26 protein-coding genes are annotated in these 26,924 nt (G+C 73.5%); 17 read left to right on the forward strand and 9 right to left on the reverse strand.

Annotated features, from left to right (window positions below):
• Window positions 1–106 precede the first annotated feature (106 nt).
• On the forward strand, window positions 107–649 hold the full coding sequence (locus DT019_RS16750; protein ID WP_114037632.1) for an FABP family protein: 543 nt from the start codon (window positions 107–109) through the stop codon (window positions 647–649).
• Between the two features lie 11 nt (window positions 650–660).
• Here DT019_RS16750 and DT019_RS16755 read toward each other — a convergent pair whose 3' ends face one another.
• Window positions 661–2,283 carry a serine/threonine-protein kinase gene (locus DT019_RS16755; RefSeq protein WP_114037633.1) on the reverse strand — a complete coding sequence of 541 codons (1,623 nt, stop codon included), beginning with the start codon at window positions 2,281–2,283 and terminating at the stop codon, window positions 661–663.
• A 291-nt stretch (window positions 2,284–2,574) separates the two neighbouring features.
• Between DT019_RS16755 and DT019_RS16760 the strand changes: the two genes are divergently transcribed.
• A complete protein-coding gene (locus DT019_RS16760; protein WP_114037634.1) occupies window positions 2,575–4,266 on the forward strand; it encodes a helix-turn-helix domain-containing protein in 1,692 nt (563 codons plus the stop codon).
• On the opposite strand, the gene DT019_RS16765 is transcribed toward DT019_RS16760, so the two are convergent.
• A complete protein-coding gene (locus tag DT019_RS16765; RefSeq protein WP_114037635.1) occupies window positions 4,238–4,711 on the reverse strand; it encodes a hypothetical protein in 474 nt (157 codons plus the stop codon). The two genes, DT019_RS16760 and DT019_RS16765, sit on opposite strands and share 29 nt — an antisense overlap.
• Window positions 4,712–5,031: 320 nt before the next feature.
• On the opposite strand from DT019_RS16765, the gene DT019_RS16770 reads away from it, so the two are divergent.
• The 4 genes from DT019_RS16770 (at window position 5,032) to DT019_RS16785 (ending at window position 8,551) form a co-directional block, all read left to right on the forward strand.
• On the forward strand, window positions 5,032–5,664 hold the full coding sequence (locus DT019_RS16770) for a DNA primase (protein WP_223279607.1): 633 nt from the start codon (window positions 5,032–5,034) through the stop codon (window positions 5,662–5,664).
• Complete coding sequence (locus DT019_RS16775) at window positions 5,657–6,820, forward strand: SRPBCC family protein (protein ID WP_223279609.1); 1,164 nt, start codon at window positions 5,657–5,659, stop codon at window positions 6,818–6,820. The genes DT019_RS16770 and DT019_RS16775 overlap by 8 nt, the downstream gene beginning before the upstream one ends.
• 66 nt (window positions 6,821–6,886) lie before the next feature.
• Complete coding sequence (locus tag DT019_RS16780; protein ID WP_114037637.1) at window positions 6,887–7,888, forward strand: cation diffusion facilitator family transporter; 1,002 nt, start codon at window positions 6,887–6,889, stop codon at window positions 7,886–7,888.
• Window positions 7,889–8,008: 120 nt separating this feature from the next.
• The gene (locus DT019_RS16785; RefSeq protein WP_223279613.1) at window positions 8,009–8,551 is read left to right on the forward strand and encodes a hypothetical protein; all 543 of its coding nucleotides are present in this window, start codon (window positions 8,009–8,011) and stop codon (window positions 8,549–8,551) included.
• Between the two features lie 95 nt (window positions 8,552–8,646).
• On the opposite strand, the gene DT019_RS16790 is transcribed toward DT019_RS16785, so the two are convergent.
• Window positions 8,647–8,994, reverse strand: coding sequence for a PRC-barrel domain-containing protein (locus DT019_RS16790; RefSeq protein ID WP_114037639.1), 348 nt, complete (start codon window positions 8,992–8,994; stop codon window positions 8,647–8,649).
• A gap of 243 nt (window positions 8,995–9,237) precedes the next feature.
• On the opposite strand from DT019_RS16790, the gene DT019_RS16795 reads away from it, so the two are divergent.
• A complete protein-coding gene (locus DT019_RS16795; protein WP_223279646.1) occupies window positions 9,238–9,732 on the forward strand; it encodes a flavin reductase family protein in 495 nt (164 codons plus the stop codon).
• A 49-nt stretch (window positions 9,733–9,781) separates the two neighbouring features.
• Window positions 9,782–10,627 carry an SDR family NAD(P)-dependent oxidoreductase gene (locus DT019_RS16800; protein WP_114037641.1) on the forward strand — a complete coding sequence of 282 codons (846 nt, stop codon included), beginning with the start codon at window positions 9,782–9,784 and terminating at the stop codon, window positions 10,625–10,627.
• Window positions 10,628–10,648: 21 nt separating this feature from the next.
• On the opposite strand, the gene DT019_RS16805 is transcribed toward DT019_RS16800, so the two are convergent.
• Window positions 10,649–11,419 carry an SDR family oxidoreductase gene (locus DT019_RS16805; RefSeq protein ID WP_388980503.1) on the reverse strand — a complete coding sequence of 257 codons (771 nt, stop codon included), beginning with the start codon at window positions 11,417–11,419 and terminating at the stop codon, window positions 10,649–10,651.
• Between the two features lie 152 nt (window positions 11,420–11,571).
• On the opposite strand from DT019_RS16805, the gene DT019_RS16810 reads away from it, so the two are divergent.
• Window positions 11,572–12,147, forward strand: a complete 576-nt coding sequence (locus DT019_RS16810; protein ID WP_114037871.1) for a TetR/AcrR family transcriptional regulator — start codon at window positions 11,572–11,574, stop codon at window positions 12,145–12,147.
• Window positions 12,148–12,238: 91 nt separating this feature from the next.
• On the opposite strand, the gene DT019_RS16815 is transcribed toward DT019_RS16810, so the two are convergent.
• From DT019_RS16815 to DT019_RS16830, 4 genes are all read right to left on the reverse strand, one after another.
• Entirely contained in the window at window positions 12,239–12,829 is a 591-nt protein-coding gene (locus DT019_RS16815; RefSeq protein WP_114037642.1) for a hydrolase, read from the reverse strand.
• A 58-nt stretch (window positions 12,830–12,887) separates the two neighbouring features.
• Complete coding sequence (locus DT019_RS16820; RefSeq protein ID WP_411292714.1) at window positions 12,888–14,333, reverse strand: MFS transporter; 1,446 nt, start codon at window positions 14,331–14,333, stop codon at window positions 12,888–12,890.
• Window positions 14,330–14,779, reverse strand: a complete 450-nt coding sequence (locus tag DT019_RS16825) for a MarR family winged helix-turn-helix transcriptional regulator (protein WP_114037643.1) — start codon at window positions 14,777–14,779, stop codon at window positions 14,330–14,332. The genes DT019_RS16820 and DT019_RS16825 overlap by 4 nt, the downstream gene beginning before the upstream one ends.
• Window positions 14,780–14,998: 219 nt before the next feature.
• Complete coding sequence (locus DT019_RS16830) at window positions 14,999–15,412, reverse strand: DUF5997 family protein (protein ID WP_114037644.1); 414 nt, start codon at window positions 15,410–15,412, stop codon at window positions 14,999–15,001.
• A gap of 57 nt (window positions 15,413–15,469) precedes the next feature.
• Between DT019_RS16830 and DT019_RS16835 the strand changes: the two genes are divergently transcribed.
• On the forward strand, window positions 15,470–16,270 hold the full coding sequence (locus DT019_RS16835; RefSeq protein WP_114037645.1) for a LysR family transcriptional regulator substrate-binding protein: 801 nt from the start codon (window positions 15,470–15,472) through the stop codon (window positions 16,268–16,270).
• A gap of 15 nt (window positions 16,271–16,285) precedes the next feature.
• On the opposite strand, the gene DT019_RS16840 is transcribed toward DT019_RS16835, so the two are convergent.
• A complete protein-coding gene (locus DT019_RS16840; protein ID WP_114037646.1) occupies window positions 16,286–16,882 on the reverse strand; it encodes a helix-turn-helix domain-containing protein in 597 nt (198 codons plus the stop codon).
• Window positions 16,883–16,963: 81 nt separating this feature from the next.
• Here DT019_RS16840 and DT019_RS16845 point away from each other — a divergent pair, with 81 nt between their 5' ends.
• The 7 genes from DT019_RS16845 to DT019_RS16875 all read left to right on the forward strand — a co-directional run bounded on the left by DT019_RS16845 (window position 16,964) and on the right by DT019_RS16875 (window position 26,917).
• Window positions 16,964–18,028: an NAD(P)/FAD-dependent oxidoreductase gene (locus DT019_RS16845; protein ID WP_223279614.1), complete on the forward strand. Its 1,065-nt coding sequence runs from the start codon at window positions 16,964–16,966 to the stop codon at window positions 18,026–18,028.
• 120 nt (window positions 18,029–18,148) lie between these two features.
• Entirely contained in the window at window positions 18,149–19,246 is a 1,098-nt protein-coding gene (locus tag DT019_RS16850) for a hypothetical protein (RefSeq protein WP_114037647.1), read from the forward strand.
• 142 nt (window positions 19,247–19,388) lie between these two features.
• Window positions 19,389–22,112, forward strand: coding sequence for a helix-turn-helix transcriptional regulator (locus DT019_RS16855; protein WP_223279648.1), 2,724 nt, complete (start codon window positions 19,389–19,391; stop codon window positions 22,110–22,112).
• 293 nt (window positions 22,113–22,405) lie between these two features.
• Complete coding sequence (locus DT019_RS16860) at window positions 22,406–23,545, forward strand: HesA/MoeB/ThiF family protein (RefSeq protein WP_114037649.1); 1,140 nt, start codon at window positions 22,406–22,408, stop codon at window positions 23,543–23,545.
• Between the two features lie 17 nt (window positions 23,546–23,562).
• Entirely contained in the window at window positions 23,563–24,423 is an 861-nt protein-coding gene (locus DT019_RS16865) for a class I SAM-dependent methyltransferase (RefSeq protein WP_114037874.1), read from the forward strand.
• Window positions 24,420–26,126, forward strand: a complete 1,707-nt coding sequence (locus tag DT019_RS16870) for a M3 family metallopeptidase (RefSeq protein ID WP_114037650.1) — start codon at window positions 24,420–24,422, stop codon at window positions 26,124–26,126. The genes DT019_RS16865 and DT019_RS16870 overlap by 4 nt, the downstream gene beginning before the upstream one ends.
• Entirely contained in the window at window positions 26,123–26,917 is a 795-nt protein-coding gene (locus DT019_RS16875; protein ID WP_114037651.1) for a DUF3050 domain-containing protein, read from the forward strand. Before DT019_RS16870 ends, DT019_RS16875 begins: the two co-directional genes overlap by 4 nt.
• Window positions 26,918–26,924: the final 7 nt, after the last annotated feature.

Here is a 26,924-nt window from a genome sequence, read left to right on the forward strand (position 1 = left end):
CCGCCCTCCCTGAGCAGGAGCGATCAGGGGCGGAACGGAACGTGAGGAGGATGGACACCCTAGGCTTCCCTCTGGCATCAGGCCCCCGATCTCAGGAGCGCACACCGTGTTCGACCCCGCACCGGAGTACCCGTACCCCGATGGCCACCGGCCCGACGAGGCGCCCGCGCCGCACGCGCTGCTCGCGCCCGTGACCGGCTTCCTGGGCACCTGGTACGGCCGGGGCAAAGGCGGATATCCCACGCTCGCCGGGGACTTTGCGTACGCCCAGGAGGTCACCTTCAGCCACGACGGCCGCCCCTTCCTGCGGTACGAGGCCCGCGCCTGGCTGCTCGACGGGGACGGCGCGCCCCTGCGGCCCTCGGCGCGCGAGAGCGGCTGGTGGCGGCTCCAGGCCGACGGGCGGGTGGAAGCCCTGATCACCCAGCCCACGGGCATCGCGGAACTCGCCGTCGGCACGGCCACCGGAAGGACGGTGGACCTCGCCACCGACCAGGTGGCTCTCACCCCCACCGCGAAGGAGGTCAACGCCACCCGCCGCCGCTACGAGCTGACCGACGACTCCACGCTGGCCTTCGTCCACGACCTCGCGGCGGTCGGCGAGCCCCTCCAGCACCACCTCTCGGCCGTGTTGCGCCGCAGGGCCTGAACGGCCGCCGTTCAGCAGGGCGTGGAGGGCCCCTTCTGGCGGTTCATGTTGTCGTTGGACATCCAGCCCGCCGTCTCGGTGCCCGCCACGCGCACGTACGTCCACCGGTTGCCCTTGGCGTTGGTCACATAGCAGTGGTACCAGAGCTTCGTGCCGGACTTGGCGAGGGAGACGGACGGGCAGGCCTGGTAGGGGCCGGTCTGCAAGTGGTAGTCCCCGGCCATGTAGCCGTAGGAGCCCGGGGCCGGGTCCTTGTGGCTCCAGCCGGTGCAACTCGTCGACACCGGGCTGGGTTTGGCCGACGCCGAGGGCTTCGCGCCGCTCGCGCTGCTGCTCGGTTGCGCCGAGGGGCCGGGCCGCGCGGAGGAGGCCGACGGCTTGTCGCCGGGATGCGCGGACCGCGCGGCGCCCGGGGTGTCCGTGGCGCCGCCGGCGAGGCTGGCCGCGCGCGACCCGTCGCCGTCCGGGGAGGTGCCGGCGCCCGGTCCGGCGGCCTGGGACCCGCCCGCGGGCTTGTCGTTGCCGCCCGCCAGGGCGTAGGCGATCCCGCCGCCGGCGAGCACCACGGCGGCCGCGGCCGCGATGACCGTACGGCCGCGCCTTCGGCCCCGATCGGCCGCCACCCCGGAGCCGGAGGACGCGTCGTGCCACGGCACCGCGGGCGCCGGGTTGCCGAACTGCTGCTGATACGGCACCTCGGCCATGGGCATCGGCGGGGGCGGCGGGCCGAATCCGGCCGACGGCAGGGGAGCGGGGGCCGGGGCAGGGTGCACCATGCCGTGCGTGGCGACGTCGTCGAGCATCCGGCGGGCCTGTTCGGCGGTCGGCCGGTGTTCCGGCTCCTTCGCCATCAGGGCCTCGAGCACCGGCGTGAGCGCCCCCGCCCGTCCGGCCGGGGGCAGCGGCTCGGTGACGATCGCCGACAGCGTGGACCACACCGACGTGCGGCGGAACGGCGAGGTCCCCTCGACCGCCGCGTACAGGGTCATGCCGAGCGACCAGATGTCGCAGGCGGGGCCGGGCTCGCGGCCCTGCGCGCGCTCCGGCGGCAGGAAGTCGAGCGAGCCGACGATCTCGCCGCTGCGGGTCAGCTTGGCCATGGCGTCGTCGCCGGGAGCGTCCATCGTGGCGATGCCGAAGTCGGTCAGCACGACCCGGCCGCCGCGCTCCAGCAGGATGTTGCCCGGCTTCACGTCCCGGTGCAGCACGCCGACCCGGTGCGCGGCGTCGAGCGCGTCCATCAGCTTCGCGCCGATCGCCGCGGCCTCGCGCGGGTCCAGCGGGCCCCGCTCGGTCAGCACGTCGTCGAGGGAGGGCCCGTCGACGAGTTCCATGACGATGACCGGGAGGCCCCGCTCCTCGGTCACGTCGTGCACGGTGACGACGCCGCTGTGCCGGATGCGGGCGGCGGCCTGCGCCTCGCGCCGCATGCGGGCGCGCAGATCGGCCAGTTCGGGCGCGGACACGTCGGTATAGGCGCGCAGGATCTTGACGGCGACCTCGCGGTCGAGCATCTCGTCCACGGCGCGGGCGACCACGCCCATGCCGCCGCGGCCGATCGTCGAGGTCACCCGGTAGCGGCCGCCGAGTACCTTGCCGATCAGCGCTCCGTCGTTCTCTTCCCCCGCTGGCACCGCATGCTCCGTTCCCCGGTGGCCGTCACCGCACGGCCTGGCGGCACCAGAGTAGACGTACGGACACACGCTCCCACCAGCGGCTGCGGGCCCGCGCCCGCCGGGCGTCCGGGCGCCGTGGGCACGGTCGGGGGAGCGGTCCAACGGGCCGTCGGAAAGGGCCTGTTGTCCTCGTCGCGGTGGCGGGTCGAGACTGGTGGTGGCCTCGGGCGGGGTGCGTGTGCGGCATGGGTCCGGAGCGCGGGCGCCGCGTCCTCGGCCGTGGCGGAGCGGTCAAGGCGAAGGGGCGGTATGGCGGATCTCGCTTCGGCGCTCACGGCGCTCAAGGACCGCAGCGGCCTCAGCTATACGCGACTGGCCGAGCGCTGCTGGACCAGCGCGTCCACGGTGCACCGCTACTGTCGGGGCAAGGTGGTGCCCGCCGAGTTCGGGACCGTCGAGAGGATCGCGCTGGCCTGCGGCGCGGACCGGGCCGAGGTGGACCGGCTCTACCCCCTGTGGTCGCGCGCCGTCGCGGGAGAAGCCGCCCCGGAGCCCCGATCCGCGCCACCGCTCCACGAGGAGGAGATCCGGGCCTCCGCCGCCGATGGCGATCCCGAGCGGCGGGCGAGCCGCGGGGGGCGTCGCGGCCGGGCCGCGCGCCGCTGCCGCAGATGGGCGGCCGTGCTCGGCGCGCTGTTCCTCGTCGCCGCCTTCTCGCCCTCGTCGACACCGCTGCACCTCCCGGTCGCCTCGCGGCGGCCCCAGCCGCAGACCGTGGAGGGCCCGGCCTGGGAGCAGTACCCGGCACCCCTGCCCTCCTCCTTCTTCGGCGTGACCGTCAACAGCAACACGGGGCTCATGCCCGGATTCCAGGTCGGCGGGGTGCGGCTGTGGGACAGCGGGACGCGCTGGTCGCTGGTCGAGCCCGACCGCGCCCGCTACGACTGGACCGTGCTCGACCGGCTGGTCGACGCCGCGGGCCGAGCGCACCTGCCCGTGGTCTACACCTTCGGCGGCACCCCCGGCTGGGCCGCCCCCGGTGCGCCGCCGGGGCCCTACGGGGACGGCTCGCGCACCGCTCCGCCCGACGACCTGGCCGACTGGGACCGGTTCGTGCGGGCGGTCGCCACCCGCTACGCGGGCCGTGTCGAGGCGTACGAGCTGTGGGCGTTCGCCCCCTCGCCGCACTTCTACACCGGCGACGCGGCGACCCTGGCCCGGATGACCCGGCGGGCCGTGGAGATCGTGCGCCGGGCCGACCCCAGGGCCACACTGGTCTGCCCCTCCATGGGCGACCTGTGGACGGCGGTGTCCCAGCGGTTCCTGCTCGACTTCGCCGCGGCCGGCGGCTACCGGGACTGCGACGCGGCCGGGGTCAAGCTCTACCCGCGGCACGACGGCGACACCCCGGAGAGCCTGGTCGCCCTCGCCGACCTCATCGAGCGCACCTTCCACCTGGCCGGGGTGCACCCGGCGCTGTGGAACACCGGCAGCGCCTACCGCGTCGCCACCGACCGGCCGCTGGACTCCGCGCAGTCCGTCGCCTACGCCGTCCGCTTCTATCTGATCGGCATGTACGTGCGCTACGCCCGCACCTACTTCTACAACTGGGGCGGCACCAAGGTGCCGTTGGTGCTCCAGGCCGCCGGCGGGCCGCCCACCGAGGCGGCCCGCGCGGTCGCCACCCTGCAACGGTGGCTCGCGGGAGCCCGGATCGCCTCCTGCGGCCACGGCCGGTCCGCCGGGCTGCCCGGCACCGTCTGGCAGTGCCGGTATGCGCTGGCCACCCCCGTGGGTCAGCCGCACGTCCCGGCGGTCATCCGCTGGACCGAGTCGGGCACCGTCTCGCTGCCCGCCGGGCCGGAGGTGCGGACCGTCCGCTACCTGGACGGCCGCACCGACGCCGCCCCCCGACGGCTGACCGTCACCGCGATGCCGCAACTGGACGTCGGGGCCCCCGGTGACCCGGTCCTCAGCAGTGGCTCGGGCTCTGCGCGGTGATGTGCGCGACCGAGTTGTCCCCGACCTTCACCCAGACCGCGGACTTCCCGCGCCGGTCGTACGTCTGGGAGTAGTCGGGCTCCCAGCTGTTCACGAAGTGCACCTTGACGCACCAGCCCGGGTCGACCTGGAAGGCGTCCCAGTCGACGTTCCACGGGGTGTGCGCGTGGGGCGCCAGATAGTAGGTCGTCTCCTTCACCCCGCCGGACGTGCAGGTCGGCCGCTTGGTGGTCCAGGAGCCCGTGATGTCCCCTCCCCGGCACCAGTTGCGGAAGGCGACCGCGTGGTAGGCGCTGTCGTTCACCGTCCTCGAACACCCCAGGGAGCCGCACGAGGGTCCCGCGTGCGCGGAGGGCGCGAACCCGGCCGCGGCGGCCAGCAGCGCCACCGCCCCCAGCGCGATCGGCCTGGCCCGGCCGCGCCCGTTGTCCCGTCGATGGGTCATGACTGTCTCCCTCCGATCCCGGCCCAACGCCCCTTCCACGACGGGGCGTTATGACCACGTCAGAAGCATCGGAGGGGCCTTGCGCAGCGCACAAGCCGCGGCCGGGCATCTGGGACGCTGGGACGAGGAATGCGCTGTGACCTGCGCGGACGTCGAGCTGTGGGACGGGGTGCGTACGAGAGCGGCCTCGGGGGCGCGGCGGGCCGTGCCTTCCGCCTCCGTCCGGGCCCGGGTTTGGCTTTGGCCCTGTTGGCTACCCGGTGTGATGAGGCCTCCACAAGATCTCCCTCGCGGGACGGACGAGAAGAGGACGGTCAGGCATGAACAACCGGCTGGGATTGGGGCTCGCGGTGGGCGCGGGCTATCTGCTCGGGCGTACGAAGAAGGCGAAACTCGCCTTCGGCATCGGGACACTGGTCATGGGCAAGCGCCTGCAACTGAGTCCGCGGGCGATCGCGGACTTCGCGGCGGCCCAACTGGCCGACAACCCGCAGTTCAAGGAGATCGGCGACCAGTTGCGTGAGGATCTGCGCGGCGTCGGCAAGGCCGCGACGGGCGCGCTCCTCAACCGGCAGCTCGAAGGCATGGCCGACCGCCTGCACGACCGCACGCAGGGTGTGCAGGACCGCATCTCGGGCGTGGTGCCGGAGATATCCGGGTCGGCGCAGGACGACGACCGCGACGCCCGCGACGACGAGGACGTGCCGGACGAGGTGGACGAGCCCGCGGGCAAGTCGTCGCGGTCGTCCGGGTCCTCACGCTCGGCGTCGAGCAGGGAGGGCGGGTCGTCGGCGAAGTCCCGCTCGACGGGACGGGCATCCGCCAAGTCGGCCTCGGCCAGGACGGGTACGGCCAAGAAGACCGCCAAGTCCGTGCAGCGCACGGCCAAGCGGGCCCCGGCCAAGAAGACGGCGAGCCGGCGCGCCGGCCAGGCAGGTGACGACCGTGGCTGAGACGAAGAATCCGCTGACGCAGAGCCCCGCGGCCGACCGCCTGAAGCAGGAGCTCCAGTCCTATCTGCTCGCCCAGGGAGAGCGCCTCCTCGTGGGCGTGGGCCACAAGCTCGGCGAGACCACGGGCAAGCTCAACGACATCGCCGAGGGCCGCAGTCCCGGCTTCGCGAAGCTGGCGCTCGAAGGCGGCCGCAAGGTCGCCGAGGGCAAGGGGCCCGTCCGCGCCGCCGTGGAGATGGGCGCCTCGCACCTCAAGGACAACGCGAAGGAGATGTTCAAGGGGCTGGGCGGCAAGCGCAAGAAGGGCGGCTCCGGACGCAAGCCGACCGTCATCATGGAGAGCGTGGACGTCGGCGTCCCGGTGCGCGAGGCCTACGACCAGTGGACGCAGTTCCAGTCGTTCGCCACCTTCGCCAAGGGCATCAAGAGCGCGACCGTCGCCGACGACACCACGTCGGACTGGAACGTCAAGGTCTTCTGGTCCAGCCGCAGCTGGAAGGCGCACACCACCGAGCAGGTGCCGGACGCGCGCCTCGCCTGGACCTCCGAGGGCGCCAAGGGCACCGTCAAGGGCGTCGTCACCTTCCACCGGCTCGCCGAGAACCTCACGCGCGTGCTGCTGGTCATGGAGTACTACCCCAAGGGTCTTTTCGAGAAGACCGGCAACATCTGGCGCGCCCAGGGCCGCCGGGCCCGGCTCGACCTCAAGAACTTCGCGCGCCACATCGCGCTGCGCGGCGAGGCCGAGGGGGGCTGGCGCGGCGAGATCAGGGACGGCGAGGTGGTCGTCAGCCACGAGGACGCCGTCGCCGAGGAGGAAGAGGAGCGGGAGCCCCAGGAGGACGAGGCGCCCGAGGCTCAGGACGACGCCCAGGACGAGGGCGAGCCCGAGCCGGAGGAAGAGGAAGAGGACGGGGCCGAGCCGGAGGAGGAGTACGAGGCGGAGCCCGACCAGGAGTACGAGGGCGACGAGGAGTACGAGGCCGAGCCCGACCAGGAGTACGAGGCCGAGCCCGACCAGGAGTACGAGGACGAGGCCGGCGAGGAGTACGAGGACGAGCCGGAGCCGGACGGCGAGGAGGATGAGGATCCGGAGGAGGCCTCGTCCGCGCGCAAGCGCCGCGCCTACGCGGGCTCGCGCGAAGGCCGCCGGTGACCGGTCCCGGACCGCACCGGTTCCCTCTTCGAAGGAGCAGCATTCGATGGCGCATCACATCCGGTACTGACGCGGGGACATGAACCAGTGACCGTGGACAGCAAGGATCGCAAGACCCGGTTGACCGTGCTGGTGGCGCTCGGGGCCAATCTCCTCATCGCGGCCGCCAAAGCGGGCGCCGGGGTGCTGGCCGGATCGCCCGCCCTGCTTTCGGAGGCGGCGCACTCCGTGGCCGACAGCATGAACGAGGTCTTCCTCCTCGCGGCGCTGCGCCGCAGCCGTCGCCCGGCCGACCAGCACCACCCCTTCGGCTACGGCAAGGAGCGCTACTTCTGGTCCCTGCTCGCCGCCGTCGGCATCTTCGTGATGGGCGGCTGCTTCTCCTTCCTACAGGGTGTCGACGCACTGCGTTCGGACCATCAGGAGTCCACCGCCGGGTACGTCGCCGGGCTGTCCGTGCTCGGGGTGGCCCTGGTCGCCGAGGGCGGCTCGCTGCTGCGCGCCCTGTACCAGGTGCGTGGTCAGCGCGGCGCCGGGATCGGCCACGACCCGGCGCTGCGCACCGTCGTGGCGGAGGACGGCACGGCGGTGGTCGGCGTGCTGCTCGCCGCGGCGGGGATGGCGCTGCACATGGTCACCGGCCGGGTGGTCTGGGAGGCCTCGGCGTCGCTGTGCATCGGGCTGCTCCTGGTGTACGTGGCGTACCGGCTCGGGAAGGAGGCCCGGGACCAGCTCATCGGTGAGGCGGTGGACCCCGAACTCCGCGACAGCATCCGGGCGTTGCTCGACGAGCAGCCCGAGATCGACTCGGTGGCCAGTCTGCTGACGATGCGGCTCGGTCTCGACTCCGCCCTCGTCGCGGCCCGTGTCGACCTGCGGCCCGGGCTCGACAGCGAGGACGTCGAGGTGGTCTCCGAGCGCATCAAGGCGGCCGTGGTGAAGGCGTGGCCGCAGGCGGACCAGGTGTTCCTCGACATCACCGAGGCGCCGCCGAGCCCGCCACAGGCGTCTGCCGCCGCGCCCGGTGCCCCGGCGGGGCACCGGCGGGAATCGGCCGGTCCCGCTTGAGCGCCGCGTTCGGTGCGGCAGCAGCCAGGCCCGACCGAAACCAGTCGGCTTCGGTCAAGAGATTTCCAAAGATCGCCTAGGGTCTGTCGGAAACGTCTGCACGACCCCACGGAGTCTGCTGTGGAACCATCACCGACACCCGCGTCCACCGGTCCGCGGAAGCCCGGCCACATGGTCGGTCTCTTCTGGATCGACGCGGAGCACGTCCACCTCGGCGCGCCCGGCGCCACGGCCGAATCGACCGTGCTGCTGACAGCCGGCTCCCTGCGGGTCACCGGGTCCGAGCCGAGGCAGTGGCCCTGGTCCGAGGTGGCCGCCCTGGAGGTGACCGGCGCGCCGGTCCGCTCGACGGGCGGGCGGTGGGCCGGCCGCGCGGCGTCGGTGGCCGCGGCCGCCCTGGACGTGTGGGTCCCGGACAGCCCCGCCGAGATGACGGTGGTGATCACCGCCGGGGACGGCCGCTTCGAGGCATCCGTCCTGTCCGGCGCCGCGACCGCCTACAGCCGGCGCGAGGTCGATCTCTCCCACGCGCTGCTCGACCGCTTCGTCCGGGGCACGTCCTCGCCCGCCGCGCTGCTCGACTGGTCGCGGGCCGCGGAGCCCGGTGCCCTGCGGTCGCGCGCCCGGGAAGCCGTACTCGAAGGTTGGCTCGCCGACGGCTGAACGGCGCTCTCCCGCAGGCGTGTTCCTCCCGGCTTGGGTGGACGGACCGATGCCCGGCCGCGCTGGGCGGCCGGGCATCAGCGGGGACGGGGGCGTCACATGTGCGGGCGCCCGTAGTAGCCGCCGATCTGCTCGTGGTAGCCCGGGTCCCCGAGGTGCTTCTCCTTGTCGAACTCGGGGGAGTCCTTGATCTGTTCCTTGGTGCAGGCGACGTAGATCTTCTTCTCGACGGGGTCGATGCGCGTGAGGACCCCGGCCGGCAGCAGGACGTGCTTGCCGAAGATCCACGGGCCGGTGTCGACCACGATGTACGAGGAGCTGACCTCCTCGGAGTACTTGTCGACCTTGCCGATGCTTCCGTCGGTCGCCTCGACCTTGTACCCGGTCAGGTCGGTACCCGGCTGGTACGCGGCGGCCTCCGGGTAGGCCCAGATGTTCTCCATGGTGAAGGAATCCCTTCCTATGGACGATGGGTGCGGGGTGCGGACGGCGGGTGCCGTGCGTGCACGGCACCTCGGGTCCGCGCACCGTCCGGGTTCCCCCCGCCCCCGCCCCTACACTCGTGCGATCGGCCGCGGCGGCCGGGTCGGCTCGTTTCGGCCGATCGGCCGACCCGGGGCGTGCCGCGCCGGTTCCTGTGATCGGCTGGACGCGGCGCGGACGACGAGGAGGGACGGTTGAGCGGTGTGAGTGGCATGCAGGAGTTTCTCGACGGCCTCGACTGCCCGATGTACGTCGTGACGGCGGCGGCTGGTGGGCAGCGGGCCGGGTGTCTCGTGGGGTTCGCCTCGCAGTGCTCCATCGAGCCCGTCCGCTTCATGGTGTGGCTGTCCACGGCCAACAGGACGTACCGCGTGGCCTGTTCGGCCGACGTCCTGGCCGTGCACCTGCTGGGCCGGGCCCAGCACGGGCTGGCCGCGCACTTCGGCGGCCTGACGGGCGACGAGGTCGACAAGTTCGCCGACATCGCCTGGCACGAGGGCCCGGCCGGCGCGGTGCTGCTGGACGACGCGCCGGGCTGGTTCGTGGGCCGTGTGGAGGGGCGTACCGACGGCGGCGACCACGTCGGGTTCCTGCTCGCCCCGCTGGAGGCGACCGGCCCGCGGTCGTCCGGCTGGAAGCCGTTCCGCCTGAGCGACGGCCTGGACATCGAGGCCGGTCATCCGGTGTCGGGCACATGACGATCCGTACGCCCGTCAAGGGGCCGGGTCACGAAGCGAGGAGAGCTCCATGACCGCCGAACGCACTGTGCTGATCACCGGCACCTCCTCCGGCATCGGGCTGGCCGCCGCGATCGGTGCGGCCCGCGCCGGGCTGCGGGTCGTGGCGACGATGCGTGACACCGGGAAGGCGGGCCGGCTGCGCGAGGCCGCGGCCGAGGCGGGCGTCATCGACCGCGTCGACGTGAAGCGCCTGGACGTCGTCGACGCGGGGTCCGTCGTCTCCTGCCTGGGCGAGGTCATCGCCGCGTACGGGCGGCTCGACGCGCTGGTGAACAACGCGGGCGCCGGGTGCGTGGGCACCGTCGAGCAGGACGGGATGGGTCCGGTGCGCGCCGCGATGGAGGTCAACTACTTCGGCGTCGTCGAGGTGACCCGCGCAGCCCTGCCGCACCTGCGGGCGTCGCGGGGCCGGGTCGTCACCGTGACCAGCGTGGGGGGTGTGGTGGGGCAGCCCTTCAACGAGGCGTACTGCGCGGCCAAGTTCGCGGTGGAGGGCTTCATGGAGTCCCTCGCGCCGGTGGCCGCGGCGGTGGGCGTCAAGGTCAGCGTCGTGGAGCCGGGCGCCGTGGCCAGCGAGTTCGTCGCGAGCCTGGACATCGACGTACCCGCCCTGCTGGACGCGGCCGGTCCGTACGCGCCCGCGCTGCGGGCCTACATCGAACGCACCACCCAGTCCTTCGCCCAGGCGCAGAGCCCGGCCGAGGCCGCGGCGCCCATCATCGCCGCGCTCACCGACGCGAGCCCGCCCTTCCGGATCCAGACCTCGGACTGGGCCCGGGACTTCACGGCCACCAAACTCGCCGACGTCGACGGCTCGGCCGTGCAGTCCCTCACCGAGGCGTGGGTGCGGTGACCGGCGCCCCGAACGCGGCCGTCAGCTCTGGGCGGTGGGGCGCACGACGACCTCGCTGACGTCCACGTCGTCCGGCTGCTCGATCGCGTAGGCGACGGCGCGGGCGATCGCGGCGGGTTCGATGGCGAACGTGTCGCGGGAGGCGAGGAGTTGGGCCCGCACGTCAGGGTTCGGGGCGCTGTCGACGAAGTCGGTCCTGACGAAGCCCGGGGTGATGAGCGTGACCCGCAGGGCGTCGCCCGCTTCCTGGCGCAGCCCCTCGGAGAGGGCGTGCACGGCGGCCTTGGTCGCGGAGTAGACCGCCTGGTGGGGGACCGTGCGGCGGGCGGCGGTCGACGAGACGTTCACGAAGTGGCCGTATCCCTGGCGGCGGAAGACGGGCAGCGCGGCGGCGATCCCGTACAGAACTCCCTTGATGTTGACGTCGATCATGGCGTCCCAGTCGTCGACGCGCAGGTCGTCCAGGGGTGAGACGGCGCCGAGGCCCGCGTTGCCGACCAGCGCGTCGAGCCTGCCGTAGCGCTCCGTCGCCCCGGCCACGAGCGCCGAGAGATCCTCGCGGCGGGTGACGTCGACCGGCACGGCGGAGGCGGTGCCACCCGCCGCGGTGATCCGTTCGACGACCGCGTCGAGCCGGTCCGCCCGGCGGGCGCCGAGCACGACGGTGGCTCCCCGGGCGGCCAGCAGCAGAGCGGTGGCCTCGCCGATGCCCCCGCTGGCGCCGGTGATGGCGACGACTTTGCCGCGCACGCTCTCCACGATGTCCCTGGGCGCGGTCCTGATGTCTGACATGGCCTACCTCGTTCGTTGGTGAAGGGCGATGGGCAGCGCGAAGAGTGCCTTAGAGTGAAAGCGGAGGCGCCGCCGGTTCCAGCATAAGCGGAGGGGCCTCCACTTAACAGTCGTGCGGTGGGACCATGTACGAGAACGAAGAAGGGGGCCCCGTGGGGGACGACTCGAAGCGGCCGCTGCGGGCCGACGCGCAACGCAACCGGGACAAGATCCTGGCCGTCGCGGTGCGGAAGTTCGCCGAGCAGGGCCTCGACGCCCACCTGGAACAGATCGCCAAGGAGGCGGGGGTCGGCATCGGCACCCTCTACCGCAACTTCCCCACCCGGGACGCCCTGATCGAGGCCGCCTACCGCAACGAGCTGGCCCGCCTGTGCGACGCCGCGCCCGAACTCCTGGCCGCCCTGCCGCCCCGCGAGGCGCTGCGTGCCTGGATGGGCCGCTTCCTCGACTACGCGTCGGCCAAGCACGGCATGGCCGACTCCCTGCGCGCTCTCGGCGCGGCGGGCGCCCACCCGTTCACGCGGAGCCGCGAGATGATCCAGGACGCCCTGGCCTCGCTGATGGACGCCGCGCGCGCCGCCGACGCGATCCGGCCCGACATCACCACGGCCGACCTGTTCGCCGCCCTCACCGGCATCGCCCTCGCCGCGGGCCGGCCCGAGCAGCGTGACCAGGCCGAGCGCCTGGTCGGCCTGACCCTCGACGGCCTGAGCGTCCGGCACCGCTGAGCCGCCACGCGACCGGCCCCCGGGCGATGCCGCTCGGGGGCCGTGGAGGAATCCGCAACTCGCCGTCTACATCGGAGAGTTGACGAAAATGTCAGCTGGCGCGCGTCTTGGCCAGCAGTTCGATGATCTCCGCCGTGGTGCCGGACTCGCCCAGGCGGGGGAAGATCCGCTCGACGCTGTTGCGGTGCGCCTCGGGGTCCATGTCGCTCATCGCGTCGGTGGCCAGGGTGACGTGGTAGCCGTGCTCGTGCGCGGCGCGGGCGGTCGACTCGACGCCGATGCTGGTCGCCACGCCGGTCAGCACGATCTGGGTGATGCCGCGGCGGCGGAGCTGGACGTCGAGATCCGTGCCGTGGAACGCCCCCCAGTTCCGCTTGGTGACCGTGATGTCCCCGGGATGTCCGGCCAGCTCGTCGACGATGACGTCCCAGCCCTCGGGCCGGGGGCCGCCGCGACCGTGAGCAGCTTCCGTGCGGCCGGGCACGAGGTCCGACCCGTCGGCCGCGAACGTGACGCGCACCAGGACGACGGGGAGCCCGTGCGAACGGAAGGCATCGGCGAGTTCGGCCGAGCGGTCCACCACCTCGGCGGCGTCGTGGGGCTGGGTCGGGGCGGCGACGATGCCCCGCTGGAGGTCGATGACGACGAGCGCGGTGCGCGGGTCGAGCGTGGTGAGAGCCATGGTGGTGCCCTGCTTTCTCGCGTACGGGTTGGTCGGCAGGCCCTGAACGGGCCGCGTCCTAGGGGTTTTCGGTGGTTTCGGGGAGCGCCGCACCGGCGGGAGCGGGGCGGCGCAGGGAGCGGTCGAGGAGGGTGACCGCGGTGAGCAGCACGGCGCCCGCCCCCATGAAGACGCCCAGGCCGTGCAGGCCCGCCGTGTCGGCGCCGTGCCGGAAGAACGCGGCGTCGGCCGACGAGGCGATCATCGCGCCGAGGTAGGTGCAGGTGCGGAGCAGCCCGGCGGCGGAGCCCATGCGGGAGGGGTCGGCCTGGTGGTACAGCGCGGTCTGATTGGCCAGACCGTTGAGCCCCTGCGGAGCCCCCATCGCCAGACCGACGGCGAGCAGCAGCCAGATCGCGCTGTCGGAGTGCAGCAGCAACATCAGGGCGCAGGCGGCGAGTTGGCAGAGGGAGCCGACGACGAGCTTGCCCCGGATCTGGGGGCGGCGCCCGGTCGTCACGGATATCAGTACCGCGCTCAACGGCATCGGCAGCTGCACGAGCCCGGCCGCCGACGCGGACAGCCCGCGCCCCTCCTCCAGCCACTGCGTGAAGCCGTAGAGGAAGGCGTACGAGGTGACGAAGCTCAGAACCTGGCGCAGATAGGTGGCCATCAGCGGGGCGTTGCCGCCGAAGACCCGGAGGTCGATGAACGGCTGGGCGGCGCGCAACTCCCGCACCGCGAAGCCTCCCGTCGCCAGCGCGGCGATCAACAGCAGGTGCCAGTGGCCGGGCTGAGGGGCCATCAGGAAGAGCAGGGTGGCGATGAGCATCGCCGCGAACAGCACCATGCCCGCGAGGTCGATCCGTGCCCCGGGCCCGGCGCCTCCTGCCTCCGCGGCGGGTGCCCGCGGCAGGCGACGGGCACCGAGGATCAGGCAGGCGGCCGAGAGGGGCACGTTGATGGCGAAGATCCAGTGCCAGCCGCCCAGGCCGATGAGGAGCCCGCCCAGGGTGGGACCGATCACGGCGACGACCTGGTTCGACACGGCGAGCGCGGTCAGGACCCCGGCCGGGCTCTTCTCGCCGGTGCGGTCGGCCTCGCTCCGGGTCAGGGACATCGACGCCGGATAGGCGGCCGAGGTGCCGAAGCCGAGCAGCACGCGGGTCGCGATCAGTACGCCGAGGGTGGGCGCGAAGCTGCCGAGCAGGCCGGCGGCGCCGACCAGCGCGGTACCGATGAGGTACAGCCTGCGCGGGCCGTAGCTGTCGACGAGCCGTCCGATGACGGGCTGGCCTATGGCGGTCGCCAGATAGAGGGCGGAGACCAGCCACGCCGTCTGTCCCGCGGGCGCCCCGAAGGCCTGCCCGATCGGCACCAACGCCACCGCGATCATCGAGGAGTTGACCGGGTTGAGGATCGAACCCAGGATCATCGGGGCGATCAGCTCGCGGTTGAATCCCTCGCGCCCGTCGGCGGGGGAGGTGCGCGTCAGGCGGCCGGGTCCGGCCGCTCCGCGCCTCACGGCTGGGCGAGGCGTTCCAGCAATGCCATCGCCTCGGTGATGGTGGCGCGTTCCTTCTCGGTGTAACGGTCCTGGAAGGCCTGGGCGAGCCACTCGGCCCGGGCCTGCCGGTTGCCCTCGGCGCGTGCGCGGCCCGCCTCGGTCAACGTGATGAGCTGGCGGCGGCCGTCCTCGGGGTCCGGGCTGCGCTGGATCAGACCCTGCTGGTCGAGCGCCGCCAGGGTGGCGGCCATCGACTGCGGGCGCACTCCTTCGGTGGCCGCGAGGGCGCTGGCCGACGCGGCACCGCCCTTGTCGATCAGGGTCAGCGCGGACACCTGCGACGGGGTGAGGTCCTGGGTCTCCGCGACCTCGCGGAGCCGGCGCCGCAGCCGGCTGAACACCACCCGCAGGTCGCGCGCCGCGTGGACGGCTGACGCGGAGATGCCGTGAGGGATGTCTTCCATGCCCCCACCGTAAGTTCTTCAGCCAAAACTGTCCAGTTGTACCTGATCAGTTTTGGCTGTCGGAACGCCGACCGTCCTGCCGCCCCGGACGAGGCAGGCGGAGCCGGGGCGTCGGGCGTACGGTGGCCTCGAACGCCGAAAGCGCCGCTGACCAGGTGCTGGGCACGTGGTCAGCGGCGCTCGTACAGCCGCTCGGCGTGTGATCGCGCCGGGCGTGGGTCAGGCGTGGGGCTCCTCGGCCTGCTGCGCCTTCGCCCGGTCCTGCTGCTGCTTCTCCTTGATGCGGACCGCTTCCTTGCGGACCTCGGCCTGCGTGGCGCGCTCCTTCTGGAGCCACTCGGGGTTGTCCTGCTTCAGCGCGTCGATCTGCTCGGTGGTGAGGGCCTCGGTGACCCCGCCGCGCGCGAGACCCGCGATGGAGACACCGAGCTTCGCGGCGACCACCGGACGGGGGTGCGGGCCGGTGCGCCGCAGGTCCTGGAGCCACTGGGGCGGGTCGGCCTGCAGGGCGTTGAGCTCGGTGCGCGAGACGACACCCTCCTGGAACTCGGCGGGGGTGGCCTCGAGGTACACACCCAGCTTCTTCGCCGCGGTCGCGGGCTTCATCGTCTGGGTGGTCTGGTGCGACGTCATGTGTCAAGAGTAGCGAGCGTGTGCGATACCGCTGACCACGACCGGTAACCTGGCGGGGTGACAGGCTCGGAAGAACCCCCATCGTTCCGGCTCGCCTACGTTCCGGGTGTGACGCCGAGCAAGTGGGTGCGGATCTGGAACGAGCGGCTGCCCGACATCCCCCTGACCCTCAGCACGGTCTCCGCCGCCGAGGCGCCGGGCGTGCTGCGCGGCCGTGGCGCGGACGCGGGCTTCGTGCGGCTGCCGATCGACCGTACGGAGCTCAGCGCGATCCCCCTCTATACCGAGACGACGGTCGTCGTGGTCCCCAAGGACCACCTCATCGCGGCGGTCGAGGAGGTGTCGCCCGAGGACCTGGCCGACGAGATCGTGCTGCACCCCCTCGACGACACCCTCGACTGGGAGCACCCGCCGGGGCGGCCCGCCCTGGAGCGCCCGGCCACGACCGAGGACGCCATCGAGCTGGTGGCGGCCGGAGTGGGCCTGCTCGTCGTTCCGCAGTCGCTGGCCCGGCTCCACCACCGCAAGGACCTCACCTACCGGACGATCACCGGCGTCCCCGAGTCGCGCGTCGCGCTGTCGTGGCCGGAGGAGGAGATCACTCCCGATCTGGTGGAGGAGTTCATCGGCATCGTCCGCGGCCGCACGGTGAACAGCTCCCGCGGCCGTACGCCGACGCCGCCCCAGCCCAAGCAGAAGCGTGCCGACAAGGGTGGCGCCCAGCGCAAGTCCGCGGCGGGCAAGGGGTCCGGCAAGACCTCCGGCAAGACGGGCAAGCCCGGCGCGAAGAACCCACGCGGCGGCTCCGGCGCCCCGAAGGGCGGCGCCCAGCGCGGCAAGCCCCGCCGCCGGCCGTAGCCCCTCCGCGTCACGCTAGTCGCCCGCGGGCTGGGCCCGTACGTGCATGCGCTCGCCCTGCGATCCGTACAGCGAGAGGAACTCCACGGGCCGGTCGCCCGCGTTGGCGAAGCCGTGCGGGGTGCGGGTGTCGAACTCGGCCGCCTCGCCCGCCGTCAGGATCAGATCGTGCTCGCCGAGCGCCAGCCACAGCCTTCCCGACAGGACGTACAGCCACTCGTAGCCCTCGTGCACGTTGAGCTCGGGCCGCACGCCGTCGGCCTCCTGGCGGGGCGGGACGATCTGCTTGTAGGCGTGCAGGCCGCCGAGGTAGCGGGTCAGGGGGACGAAGGTCTGGCCGTACCGGGTGAAGGGCCGCGGGTGGATGCGGGGATCGCCGGTCGCCGGGGCCCCGACCAGCTCGTCGAGCTGCACCCGGTACTCCCGGGCGAGCGGAAGCAGCAGCTCCAGGGTCGGCTTGCGCTGCCCGGACTCCAGGCGGGACAGGGTGCTCAGCGAGATCCCGGTCGCCTCGCCGAGCTGGGCCAGTGTCGTGCCGCGTGCGCGCCGCAGCGCCCGCAGCCGGGGTCCCACGCCGGTCAGTACATCGGTGAGTTCGTCGTCGTGAGCCATCCCTCCATTTGCCGGAGCGGCAAGTTGTTTTGTCAACCGGACGGGGCCGGGCACACCATCGCGGCATTGGAGGTGTCGCACATGAACGAGCGAACGGAACGCACGATGAACAGCACTCCCGAGGGCGGCCGGCAGGACATCCACGACGTGGTGGTGATCGGGGGAGGCGCCGCCGGACTGAGCGGCGCGCTCACCCTGGGCCGGGCGCGGCGCTCGGTCCTGGTCGTCGACGCGGGCCACCCCCGCAACGCCCCGGCCGACGGCGTCCACGCCTACCTGGGCCACGAGGGCACGCCGCCCGGCGAACTCCTGGCCCGCGGCCGGGCCGAAGTGCGCTCCTACGGCGGCGCGTTCATGACCGGCAGCGCGACCGGTGCCGAGCGGAACGGCGACGCCTTCCGTGTCACCCTGGCAGACGGCGACGAACTGTGCGCCCGCCGACTGCTGGTCACCACCGGCCTGGTCGACGAACTCCCCGAGGTCCCGGGGCTCGCGGGCCTGTGGGGCACGGACGTTCTGCACTGCCCGTACTGCCACGGCTGGGAGGTGCGCGACCGGGCGATCGGCGTTCTGGGCACGGGACCGCTCGCCGTGCACCAGGCCCTGCTGTGGCGCCAGTGGAGCGCGGACATCACGCTCTTCCTGCACACGATGGACGAGCCGGACGACCGGCAGTACGAGGAGCTGGCCGCCCGGGGCGTCCGCGTGGTGACCGGAGAGGTCACGTCACTGGAGACGCGCGACGGACGCCTCGCCGGGCTGCGTCTCGCGAGCGGACATCTGATACCACGTCAGGCACTGGCGGTGGCACCGATGTTGACGCCACGGGCGGGTCTGCTGTCCTCCCTCGGCCTTGAGCCCACCGATCTGGAGCTGGCCGGCTCCGTCATCGGCGGCCGCATCGCCGCCGACCCGACCGGCGCGACCGAGGTCCCCGGGGTGTGGGTGGCCGGGAACGTGGCCAACCCCACCGACCAGGTCGTCGCGGCGGCCGCGTCCGGAGTGCGAGCGGCGGCCGCGATCAACGCCGATCTGATCGCGGAAGAGACCCGCCGGGCCGTGGACGCGCGCCGCGCGCCGTTCTCCGCGCAGCTGGAGCGCGAGGTCTGCGAGGCGGTCCTGGGCGAGCGCCGCCACGGCCTGTGAACACCCGGGCCGAGCCACGGGAAAGGGTGCCTTCCGGGCCCTGACTCCGGGGCGACGTAACCTTCCTGTGGCCGGTGGGAATCAGGGTCCGCCAGGCATACCGGAAAGGAACCTGTCCAGGTGAGAGCAGTGTTCGGCGTGCTCGGCGCCGTCCTCGTGCTCGGGATCTTCTCCTCGGTGCTGCGCACCCTGGTGATTCCCCGGCCGACCCGGTCCAGCTTCACCCGCATCGTCCAGCAAGCGGTGCGCTGGCCCTTCCAGCGGGTGGCCGACCTGCTGGGCGGGGCCGAGGCGAAGGACCGGGTACTGGCGCCTGTCGCCCCGCTGTCCATCGTGATCACCCTGATGGGCTGGCTCCTCTTCTTCATGATCGGCTTTGGGCTGCTCGAAGCGGCGGTCAGCGGGCTCGGGCTGCGGGAGTCGATGATCGAGTCCGGCTCCTCGCTCTTCACGCTCGGCTTCGCGGCGGGCAACCGGGCCTCCCTGAACGCGATCGACTTCTGCGCGGCGGCCACCGGCCCCATCGTGATCGGCCTCCAGATCGGCTACCTGCCCACCCTGTACGCCGCCTATCAGCGCCGCGAGACCGAGGTCACCCTGCTCCAGGCGCGGGCGGGCAGCCCGCCCTGGGGGCCGGAGATCCTCGCCCGGTACGCCCAGGTCGAGCTGGTGAACAGCGTCGGCGAACTGTTCGTCAACTGGGAGCGGTGGAGCGCCGAAGTGGGCGAGAGCCACACCACCTACCCGGTCCTCATCCACTTCCGCTCGCCGAAGGCGACCCGCAACTGGCTGATCGCCCTCCTCTCGGTGATGGACGCGGCCGCCCTCCGGCTCGCCTTCAACCCCTCCCAGCCGCAGTCCGACGTACGGATGGCGCTGCGCGCCGGGTTCGTGTGCCTGCGCGACATCGCCGACCTCCAGGGCATCCCGTACGACCCCGACCCCCACCCGGACGGCCCGCTGGAACTCACCTACGAGGACTTCCTGCTCGGGGTGGCGCGGATGGAGGAGCAGGGCTATCCCGCCGAGCGAGGCCCCGAGGAGGCCTGGCCGCACTTCCGCGGCTGGCGGGTCAACTACGAGGCGCTGGCCATGCGGATCGCCCGGGACATCGACGCGGTGCCCGCCCCCTGGTCCGGGCCGCGCCGCACCCCGGTCGCCATCCGGACGCCGGTCACCCCGATCAACCGCAAGCCCGTGCCACCCCCGGCGCGCTGACGGTCACACCTGCCCCCTTGCCCGGTGCCGGGATGAACGCCGGCGACCCCGCGGCCGTATCCAAGGTGTTGGAACGGGCGTCGCCCGGGCCGCCCGGCGACGCGACAGTGGCGTGTGGGGACGGGGGAAGGCACAAGTGACGATGTCAGCTGAGCCGTTGGCCGGACGGGAACGGGAACGTCGCGTGCTGCGCGGGGTGCTGCGGCGCTTCTGCGACGGCAGGGTCCAGGCGGTGGAGATCACCGGCGATCCGGGGATGGGCAAGACCCGGCTGCTCGCCGAGCTGGAGCGGATGGCGGGCGCGCTCGGGCGGCCGGTGCTGAGGGGCGCGGCGACGACGAGCCGCGGGGGACCGGGCGACCTGTTCGGGGCGCTGACCGGCGGCTGTTCGGCCGAAGCCGTGCGCGAGGCGCTGGAGGCCGCCGCGCCGCCGGGGACGGGGCTGGTGGTCCTGCTCGACAACCTTCACTGGGCCGACGACGCATGCCTGGCCGTCCTCGACGACCTGCTGCGGCGGCCGCCGGACACCCCCGTCCTGTTCGCGCTCGCGCACCGCCACCGGCAGAGCCCGCCCCCGCTGCGCAGCCTGGTGGTGAACGCGTACTCGGGGCCGGTCCGGATGGAGCGCCTCGCGCTCGGCCCGCTCGGCCGCGGCGCGGCCGCCGAACTGCTCGGCGGCGAGCGCGCGGACCTGAGCGCGCTGACGCTGCAAGCGGGTGGAAACCCGCTGTACCTGCGGCTCCTGGCGGGCGCCCGGACAGGTGAGCACGCCCGGGCCGCGAGCGAGGAGGTGGCGGCCCGTTTCGAGGCGCAGGTCGGCGCCGAACTGGACCGGGTCTCCGCGACCGCCCGCCAAGTGGCCCGGGCCGCGGCGGTGGTAGGGGAGTCCTTCACCTCGGAACTCGTCGCCAGGGCGGCGGGGCTCGGCGAGCTGCCCGCCCTCGCCGCGATCGACGAACTCGTGGCCGAGGACCTGGTACGGCCGGTCGCGGCGCCGCGCGCCTTCGCGTTCCGGCACCCGCTGCTGCGCGACGTGGTCTACCGCGGCGCCCGGCCCGGCTGGCGCGTCGCCGCGCACACCGCCGTCGCCGAGGCCCTGACCCGCCGTCAGGCCGACCCGGCGGCCCGGGCACGCCACGTCGAACACGCCGCGCGCCCCGGCGACCGCGAGGCCGTGCGGGTGCTCGCCGAGGCCGCCCATCTGATGCGGCTGCGGCAGCCGGAGAGCGCGCTGCGCTGGCTGCGCACCGCCCTGCGGCTGCTCCCGGCGGACGCCCCGGTGCAGCGTGCCCGCCTCCAGTTCCGCCTCGCCCGGCTGCTCGGGGCGGTCGGCCGGCTCCGCGAGAGCCGCGCACTGCTGCACACGGTGCTCGAAGCACTGCCCCGCGTACCGGCCGGAATCCATGCCGATGCGGTCGCCACCTGCGCCCTGGTCGAGCGGTCCCTCGGGCGGCGCGCCGAGTCCCGCTCGCTGCTCGTCCACGCGCTCCAGGAGCCCGCGGCACAGGACCCGGCGGCGCGGGGAGTCCTCGAATTCGCCCTGGCCGGTGACGACTTGGCCGAAGGGCGGGCCGGTGACTGCGCCGCGCGGGCCGAGCGCGCCCTCCAGGAGGCCGAACGGCGCGGCGACCACGCGCTCGCCGCCGCCGCGCACGGGCTGCTGTCGCTGACCGGAGTGCACACCGGGGCGATCGGCCCGGCCCAGGCGCACTGCGCGTCGGCCGCCGCCCTGGTGGACGGTCTCCTCGACGGACAGCTGGCCGAGCGGCTCGACACGGTGGTGTGGCTCGGGTGGAGCGAGACCATGCTCGGCAGGCCCTGGGCGGCGCTGCGCCACCTGAACCGGGCGCTGTCCGTCGCCCGCGGGTCGGGGCGCGAGGTGGCCCTGGCCCACCTTCTCGTCGCCCAGTCCTTCGCCGCCCGCTCGTCGGGGCGGCTGGAGGAGGCCGCGGCCGCCGCCGCGGAGGCCGTGGAGACGGCCGTCCGCTGCGGGGCCCAGGAGGCACTCGGTGGGGCCCTGGCCATGGTGTGCCGGACCGCGGTGGCGACCGGGGACGTCGACGGCGCGCTGCGGGCCGGAACGCAGGCGCGCCAGGACGGGGCCGCGGGCGGCGGATGGTTCGGCGCGGTCGCGGCCCGCGCGCTCGCCGAGGCCCGGCTCGCGGCCGGTGACGCGGGGGCCTGCCGCGCGGCGCTGGAGGAGGCGGGCGGTCCGCGGCTGGCGGGGGTGGACGCGTGGTCGAAGGTCGACTGGTACGAGCTGCTCTGCCGCGCGGCCCTCGCCGAAGGCCGCCTGGACGCCGCCCGCCGGTGGGCCGGGCGGGCCGTCGCCGCGGCGCGCCCGCTCGGGCTGCCCGGACGCACCGGCCTCGCCGAGCTCGCCCTGGCCCAGGTGCGCGCCGCCGAGCGGCCCGAGAGCGGGTACGCGAACGCGGCGGCCGCCTACGACGGGCTCGCGGCGGTCGGCCAGGTCATCGACGCTGGGCGGGCCCGCCTGGCGGCCGCCGGCGCGCTCGCCGCGCGCGGGGAGCGGCGCCGGGCGGTGACCGAACTGGCCGCGGCGCAGCGCACGTTCGCGACCTGCGGGGCCCGGACGCTGGCCCGCAGCGCGTCGACCGAGCGGCGCAGGATCGCCGCGCGGCCGCCGCAGGACGCCGGGCGGCCCGGCGTCCTCGCGCCGCTCACCCGCCGCGAGGGCGAGGTGGCGGCGCTGGTCAGCGAGGGACTGACGAATCGTCAGATCGCGCAGCGGCTCCAGGTGACGGAGAAGACCGTCCAGATGCATCTGTCCAACGCCTTCACCAAACTCGGTGTGCCCTCGCGCGCCGCTCTGGCCAGCGCCGTCGTGCGCGCGGCCCTCGCCTGAGCGAGGACGTACCTGGGGTATGTGCCAATACCCCTGGCCCCCGGTCGGCCCGCACGCTGGATCTGTCCAGCCGCACACCGACTCCAGGGAGGTGAAAGACCATGTCGATCGTCTTCAAGACCCGCAAGACGAGCATCGCCGGCCGCGCGGTGGCCACCTGACACACCGATCGCGGGCGCGCGGAATTCCTTCGCGCGCCCGCCCCGGCGGGCCGGGCACCTCCCGGCCCCCGGCCCCAGCGAGGAACAGCGCACCCATCCACACCGGACCGAGTCACTACGGGGGGCGGCACCATGCCGCAGAACCAGCCCAAGCCACGGATCAAACCGACCCTGCCCGTGTACCGCGTGGCCGACCAGCTCTCCATCCAGCTGCCCGGGAAGTGCCTGGAGCTGGCCGACCCGGACGGAGCCGTCGAGCAGTTCGCCGGCCTGCTCGACGGCACCAGGACCGTCACCGAGGTGCACCGCGACCTCCGCGCGGCCGGACGCGACATCAGCGCCGCCGAAGTCGCCTCGGCCGTGGCCGAGTTCGACCGGGCGGGCCTCCTGGAGGACGGCGCGGCGCGGACCGGCCTCGACGACCACGACCTCGAACGCTGGAAGCGCAACCTCGGCTTCCTGGAGAACTACAGCGACCTCACGACCAGCAAGTACGAACTCCAGCGCAAGCTGCGCGACTTCCGGGTCGTCCTGCTCGGCCTCGGCGGGGTGGGCAGCCACATGCTGTACGACCTCGTCGGCCTCGGGGTGCGCGACATCCGCGTGGTGGACTTCGACACCGTGGAGCTGTCCAACCTCAACCGGCAGATCCTCTACCGCGAGAGCGACCTCGGCCGGGCGAAGATCGACGTCGCCGCCGAGCGGATCCTCGCCTACGACCCGCTCGTCAAGCTGGACACCCGGGCCACCTACATCGGCTGCCCCGACGAGGCGTTCGCCGTCGTCGAGGGCCGCGAACTCGTCCTGTCCGCCGTCGACATGCCCAAGATGCAGGTCGTCAACTGGATCAACCAGGCGTGCGTCCGGGCCGGTGCGACCCTGATCACCGGCGGCGTGGACAGCCGCCGCATCGCGTACTACACCATGATCCCCGGCGTGACCGGCTGTGTGGAGTGCTGGAAGGCGGACGTCGCCGAGAACGACCGGTTCTCGGCCGACCTGGCGGCCAAGAAGACCGAGTGGGCCGACGCCACCCGTGAGCCCCGCTTCCCCGAGGACATGTCGGCGTTCGGCGCGCTGGTCACCCTCTACACGGCGCACGTCCTGGCCGAGGTCGTCCGCCTCGCCACCGGCATCGCGCCCCCGCTGTCCCAGGGCCGCCTGCTCGAGGTCTTCTTCGACGACGGGATGCCGCGCGAGTCCGAGCGGTGGAGCCGCCGTCCCGACTGCCCCGTCTGCGCCCACCCCCGCGCCCCGCGCGCGGCGGCCTGAACGGGGAAGGGGCCACCATGCGTACGGCACGCGTCACGACCCTGGCGCCCGCGAAGGCGGAGCACTGCATCGGCCGCAACCGCGAGCTGTGGGAGCGCTGGACCGGGTTCCACGTCGCGAGCGACCACTACGACGTCAAGGGCTTCCTGGCGGGCCGCGGCACCCTTCAGCCCTTCGAGGCGGACGAGGTGGGAGAGGTGGCGGGACGCTCACTGATCCACCTCCAGTGCCACTTCGGCCTCGACACCCTCAGCTGGGCGCGCCGCGGCGCCCGCGTCACCGGCGTCGACTTCTCGCCGCGGGCCATCGCCCGGGCGGGCGAACTGGCCCGGGCGACCGCTGTCCCGGCGGAGTTCCTGTGCAGTGAGGTGTACGGACTTCCCGCCGAGCTCGACGGCCGCTTCGACATCGTGTACGTGTCGTTCGGCTCGGTCGTCTGGCTGCCGGACATCGCCCGCTGGGCCCGCGCGGCGGCCCGTCTCCTGGCGCCCGGCGGCGTCCTGTACGTCGCCGAGTACCACCCCGTGCTGCACACCCTGGACTTCGACGACGCCACACGGGAACCCGTGCTGCGCTACCCGTACTTCGACCGGGCCCAACCGATCGCCCACGAACTGCGCGGCACCTACGCCGACTCCGCCGACGACGTCACCGAGTCCGGCTACACCTGGGCCCACTCGCTCGGTGCCATCGTCACCAGCGTGCTCGACGCCGGGCTGCGACTCGACTTCCTGCACGAGTTCCCCTCGGTCTGGTTCCCGGTGCTGCCCTATCTGGAGCGGCGGGCGGACGGCCGGTACTGGCTGCCCGAGCGGGTCGAGGGCGAACTGCCCCTGCTGTTCTCGCTGCGCGCGACCCGGCCCGGGGTGCGGCCGTGAAGTGGGACCTGACCGCCCTGGCCGCGCCGCCACCCGGTCGGGCGGTCGCCGCCCGGGCCCGGGGCTGCGCCGAGCGCTGGCGCGGCCGGGTCGGCGGCCTCGGCCCGCGCGACCTGGCCCGGCTGCTCGCCGAACTCGGCCACACCCGCGCGGGGTTGACGCACCTGGTGGCGTACGCGTCGTTGCACCAGGCGCTCGACGTGTACGGCGAGCGGGGCGCGGAGCTCGCCCTCGCGTCCGACGCCGCCGCCGAGGCCGTCGAGCAGGCGGTGGGGTTCTTCGAGGAGGAGTGGCGGAACCTGCCCGAGGAGCGCGTGGCCGATCTGCTCTTGGCCCCCGCTCTCGCCCCCTACCGCCATCTGCTGCGCACCGTACGGGAGGCGGGCGCGCACCTGCTGGAACCGGCGCGGGAGGCGGCCCTCGCCGCCCGCGAGCCCGCGGTACAGGCGTGGGCGCTGCTGCACGACCGGCTCCAGTCGCCGCTGGACGAGGCCTGGGGCGACCTCGCGCACGCGGACGGTGACGTGCGGCGGTCCGCCTACGACGTGCTGGTGCGCGGCCTGGAGCCGAACGCCGCCACCCTCGCCCTCGCCTACGACACGCTGGTCGCCGACCGGCTGGCCGTGGACGCGCTGCGGGGGCTGCCCGGCCCGCGGGCGATGAGCGACTTCGACAACGGCCTCGACGCGGCGGAGGTCGACGCCATGCTCGCCGAGATCACCGCCCAACACGAGCTGGCCGAGCGGTGGTTGGGGCACAAGGCACAGCTCTTCGGGGGCGGTGCGCTGGCCCCCTGGGACGAGCGGGCGCCGCTCCTCACGGGCGCCCGCGTCGACCTCGCGTCCGCCCTCGACACCGTCCTCGCCGCGTTCGCGCGGATCTCCCCGGCGTTCGCCGCGACCGCCCGGCGCGTCGTGGAGGCCGGCCGCGTCGACGCGGTGCCCCGGGCGGGGCGGGTGTCGCGCACCTTCTCCCTGCCCGTCCCCTCCGAGCGGACCTGCTTCGTCCTGGTCAGCTTCGAGGGCCGGCCCGCCGACGTCCTGGACCTGGCCCACGAGCTGGGCCACGCGGTCGCCTTCACGCTGGCCGCCGAGGCGCAGCCCACGCTCGTCTTCGACGCCCCGACCGCCCTTGGCGAGGTGCCCGCCTGCTTCGCCGAACTGGCCGTCCTCGACCTGATGGCCACCGAGGGGGACGCCGATGAGGCGGCCCGCGCCGGCGAACACTGGGTGGACCGCTGTGTGACGACCGTGTTCCGGCAGACCGTGATCACTTCCTTCGAACAGTCGGCGTACGCCCTGCGGGACGCGGGCCGGGTCCTGGACGCCGGGCTGCTCGGCGACCTGTGGCAGGGGGCGCACCGGGAGTGCTACGGCGAGGCCCTCACGCCCGGCCGGCTGCACCGGCTCGGCTGGATGTGCGTTCCCCACCTCTTCCAAAGCCGCTTCTACAACTACGCGTACGCCTACGCCGGGCTCGCGGCGGTGGGCCTGCACGAGCTGCGCGGGCGCGATCCCGCGGCGTTCGGGCGGGACTTCACCGCCTTCCTGCGCACCGGCGGCAGCGCCCCGCCGTACGAACAGCTGGCCCGGCTGGGCCTGCGGACCGACGACGCGGAGACCTGGCGCTCGGCGCTCGGCCTCATCCGCGCCCGACTCGACACCCTCACACCGTCCCGACCGCTGCACCGGAGTGAAGCATGACGAACGACCGTTACCAGTGGAACCGCACGCACCCCGGGCTGACCCGGCTGAACGCGGCGATCGCCGCCGAGCGGACCCTGATCGTGAACCACCCCATGTACCCCGGGCTCGACCGCCTCGACCGCATCCAGGTGTTCCTCGAGCACCACGTGTTCGCGGTGTGGGACTTCATGTCCCTGCTCAAGAGCCTCCAGCGCGAGCTCACCTGTGTGAGCGTTCCGTGGGTCCCGCAGGGGCCGCCGACCAGCCGGCGCCTGATCAACGACATCGTGCTGGCCGAGGAGAGCGACGAGGTGGGGAGCGGCTATCTGAGCCACTTCGAGCTCTATCTGCGCGCGATGGACGAGGCGGGCGCCGACACCGCGCCGATCCGCTCCTTCCTGGAACGCCTCACGGCGGGCACGGCCGTTCGCGAGGCGCTCAAGCTCGCCGAGGCACCGCAGGCCGCCGCCGACTTCGTCGCGGAGACCTGGGGCATCATCGAGTCCGCGCCGGTGCACGCCCAGGCGGCCGCCTTCGCCTTCGGCCGCGAGGACCTCATCCCCGACATGTTCGAACGCGTCCTGCGGATCGAGGGCGCCCAGCGTCAACTCGGCGCGTTCAAGGACTACTTGGTCCGGCACATCGACATCGACGGGGAGCAGCACACCCCCATGGCCATGCAGATGCTGATCGACCTGTGCGGCGAGGAGACGGCCAAGTGGGACGAGTGCGCGGCCGCCGTGCGGCGCGCCCTCGCCGCTCGCCACACCCTGTGGAACGCCGTGGCCGACCGTGCCGCGCGGATCTGAGAGGACG

Source organism: Streptomyces sp. SDr-06, assembly GCF_003324565.1.
Lineage (GTDB): Bacteria > Actinomycetota > Actinomycetes > Streptomycetales > Streptomycetaceae > Streptomyces.

What these genes read in the sequence shown, in the direction of transcription:
- DT019_RS16760 (WP_114037634.1), top strand. Translation starts at nt 2,575, where the DNA reads ATGGCGGATCTCGCTTCGGCGCTCACGGCGCTCAAGGACCGCAGCGGC.
- DT019_RS16765 (WP_114037635.1), bottom strand. Translation starts at nt 4,711, where the DNA reads ATGACCCATCGACGGGACAACGGGCGCGGCCGGGCCAGGCCGATCGCG.
- DT019_RS16770 (WP_223279607.1), top strand. Translation starts at nt 5,032, where the DNA reads ATGAACAACCGGCTGGGATTGGGGCTCGCGGTGGGCGCGGGCTATCTG.
- DT019_RS16790 (WP_114037639.1), bottom strand. Translation starts at nt 8,994, where the DNA reads ATGGAGAACATCTGGGCCTACCCGGAGGCCGCCGCGTACCAGCCGGGT.
- DT019_RS16800 (WP_114037641.1), top strand. Translation starts at nt 9,782, where the DNA reads ATGACCGCCGAACGCACTGTGCTGATCACCGGCACCTCCTCCGGCATC.
- DT019_RS16805 (WP_388980503.1), bottom strand. Translation starts at nt 11,419, where the DNA reads ATGTCAGACATCAGGACCGCGCCCAGGGACATCGTGGAGAGCGTGCGC.
- DT019_RS16815 (WP_114037642.1), bottom strand. Translation starts at nt 12,829, where the DNA reads ATGGCTCTCACCACGCTCGACCCGCGCACCGCGCTCGTCGTCATCGAC.
- DT019_RS16825 (WP_114037643.1), bottom strand. Translation starts at nt 14,779, where the DNA reads ATGGAAGACATCCCTCACGGCATCTCCGCGTCAGCCGTCCACGCGGCG.
- DT019_RS16830 (WP_114037644.1), bottom strand. Translation starts at nt 15,412, where the DNA reads ATGACGTCGCACCAGACCACCCAGACGATGAAGCCCGCGACCGCGGCG.
- DT019_RS16840 (WP_114037646.1), bottom strand. Translation starts at nt 16,882, where the DNA reads ATGGCTCACGACGACGAACTCACCGATGTACTGACCGGCGTGGGACCC.
- DT019_RS16845 (WP_223279614.1), top strand. Translation starts at nt 16,964, where the DNA reads ATGAACGAGCGAACGGAACGCACGATGAACAGCACTCCCGAGGGCGGC.
- DT019_RS16855 (WP_223279648.1), top strand. Translation starts at nt 19,389, where the DNA reads ATGTCAGCTGAGCCGTTGGCCGGACGGGAACGGGAACGTCGCGTGCTG.
- DT019_RS16860 (WP_114037649.1), top strand. Translation starts at nt 22,406, where the DNA reads ATGCCGCAGAACCAGCCCAAGCCACGGATCAAACCGACCCTGCCCGTG.
- DT019_RS16865 (WP_114037874.1), top strand. Translation starts at nt 23,563, where the DNA reads ATGCGTACGGCACGCGTCACGACCCTGGCGCCCGCGAAGGCGGAGCAC.
- DT019_RS16875 (WP_114037651.1), top strand. Translation starts at nt 26,123, where the DNA reads ATGACGAACGACCGTTACCAGTGGAACCGCACGCACCCCGGGCTGACC.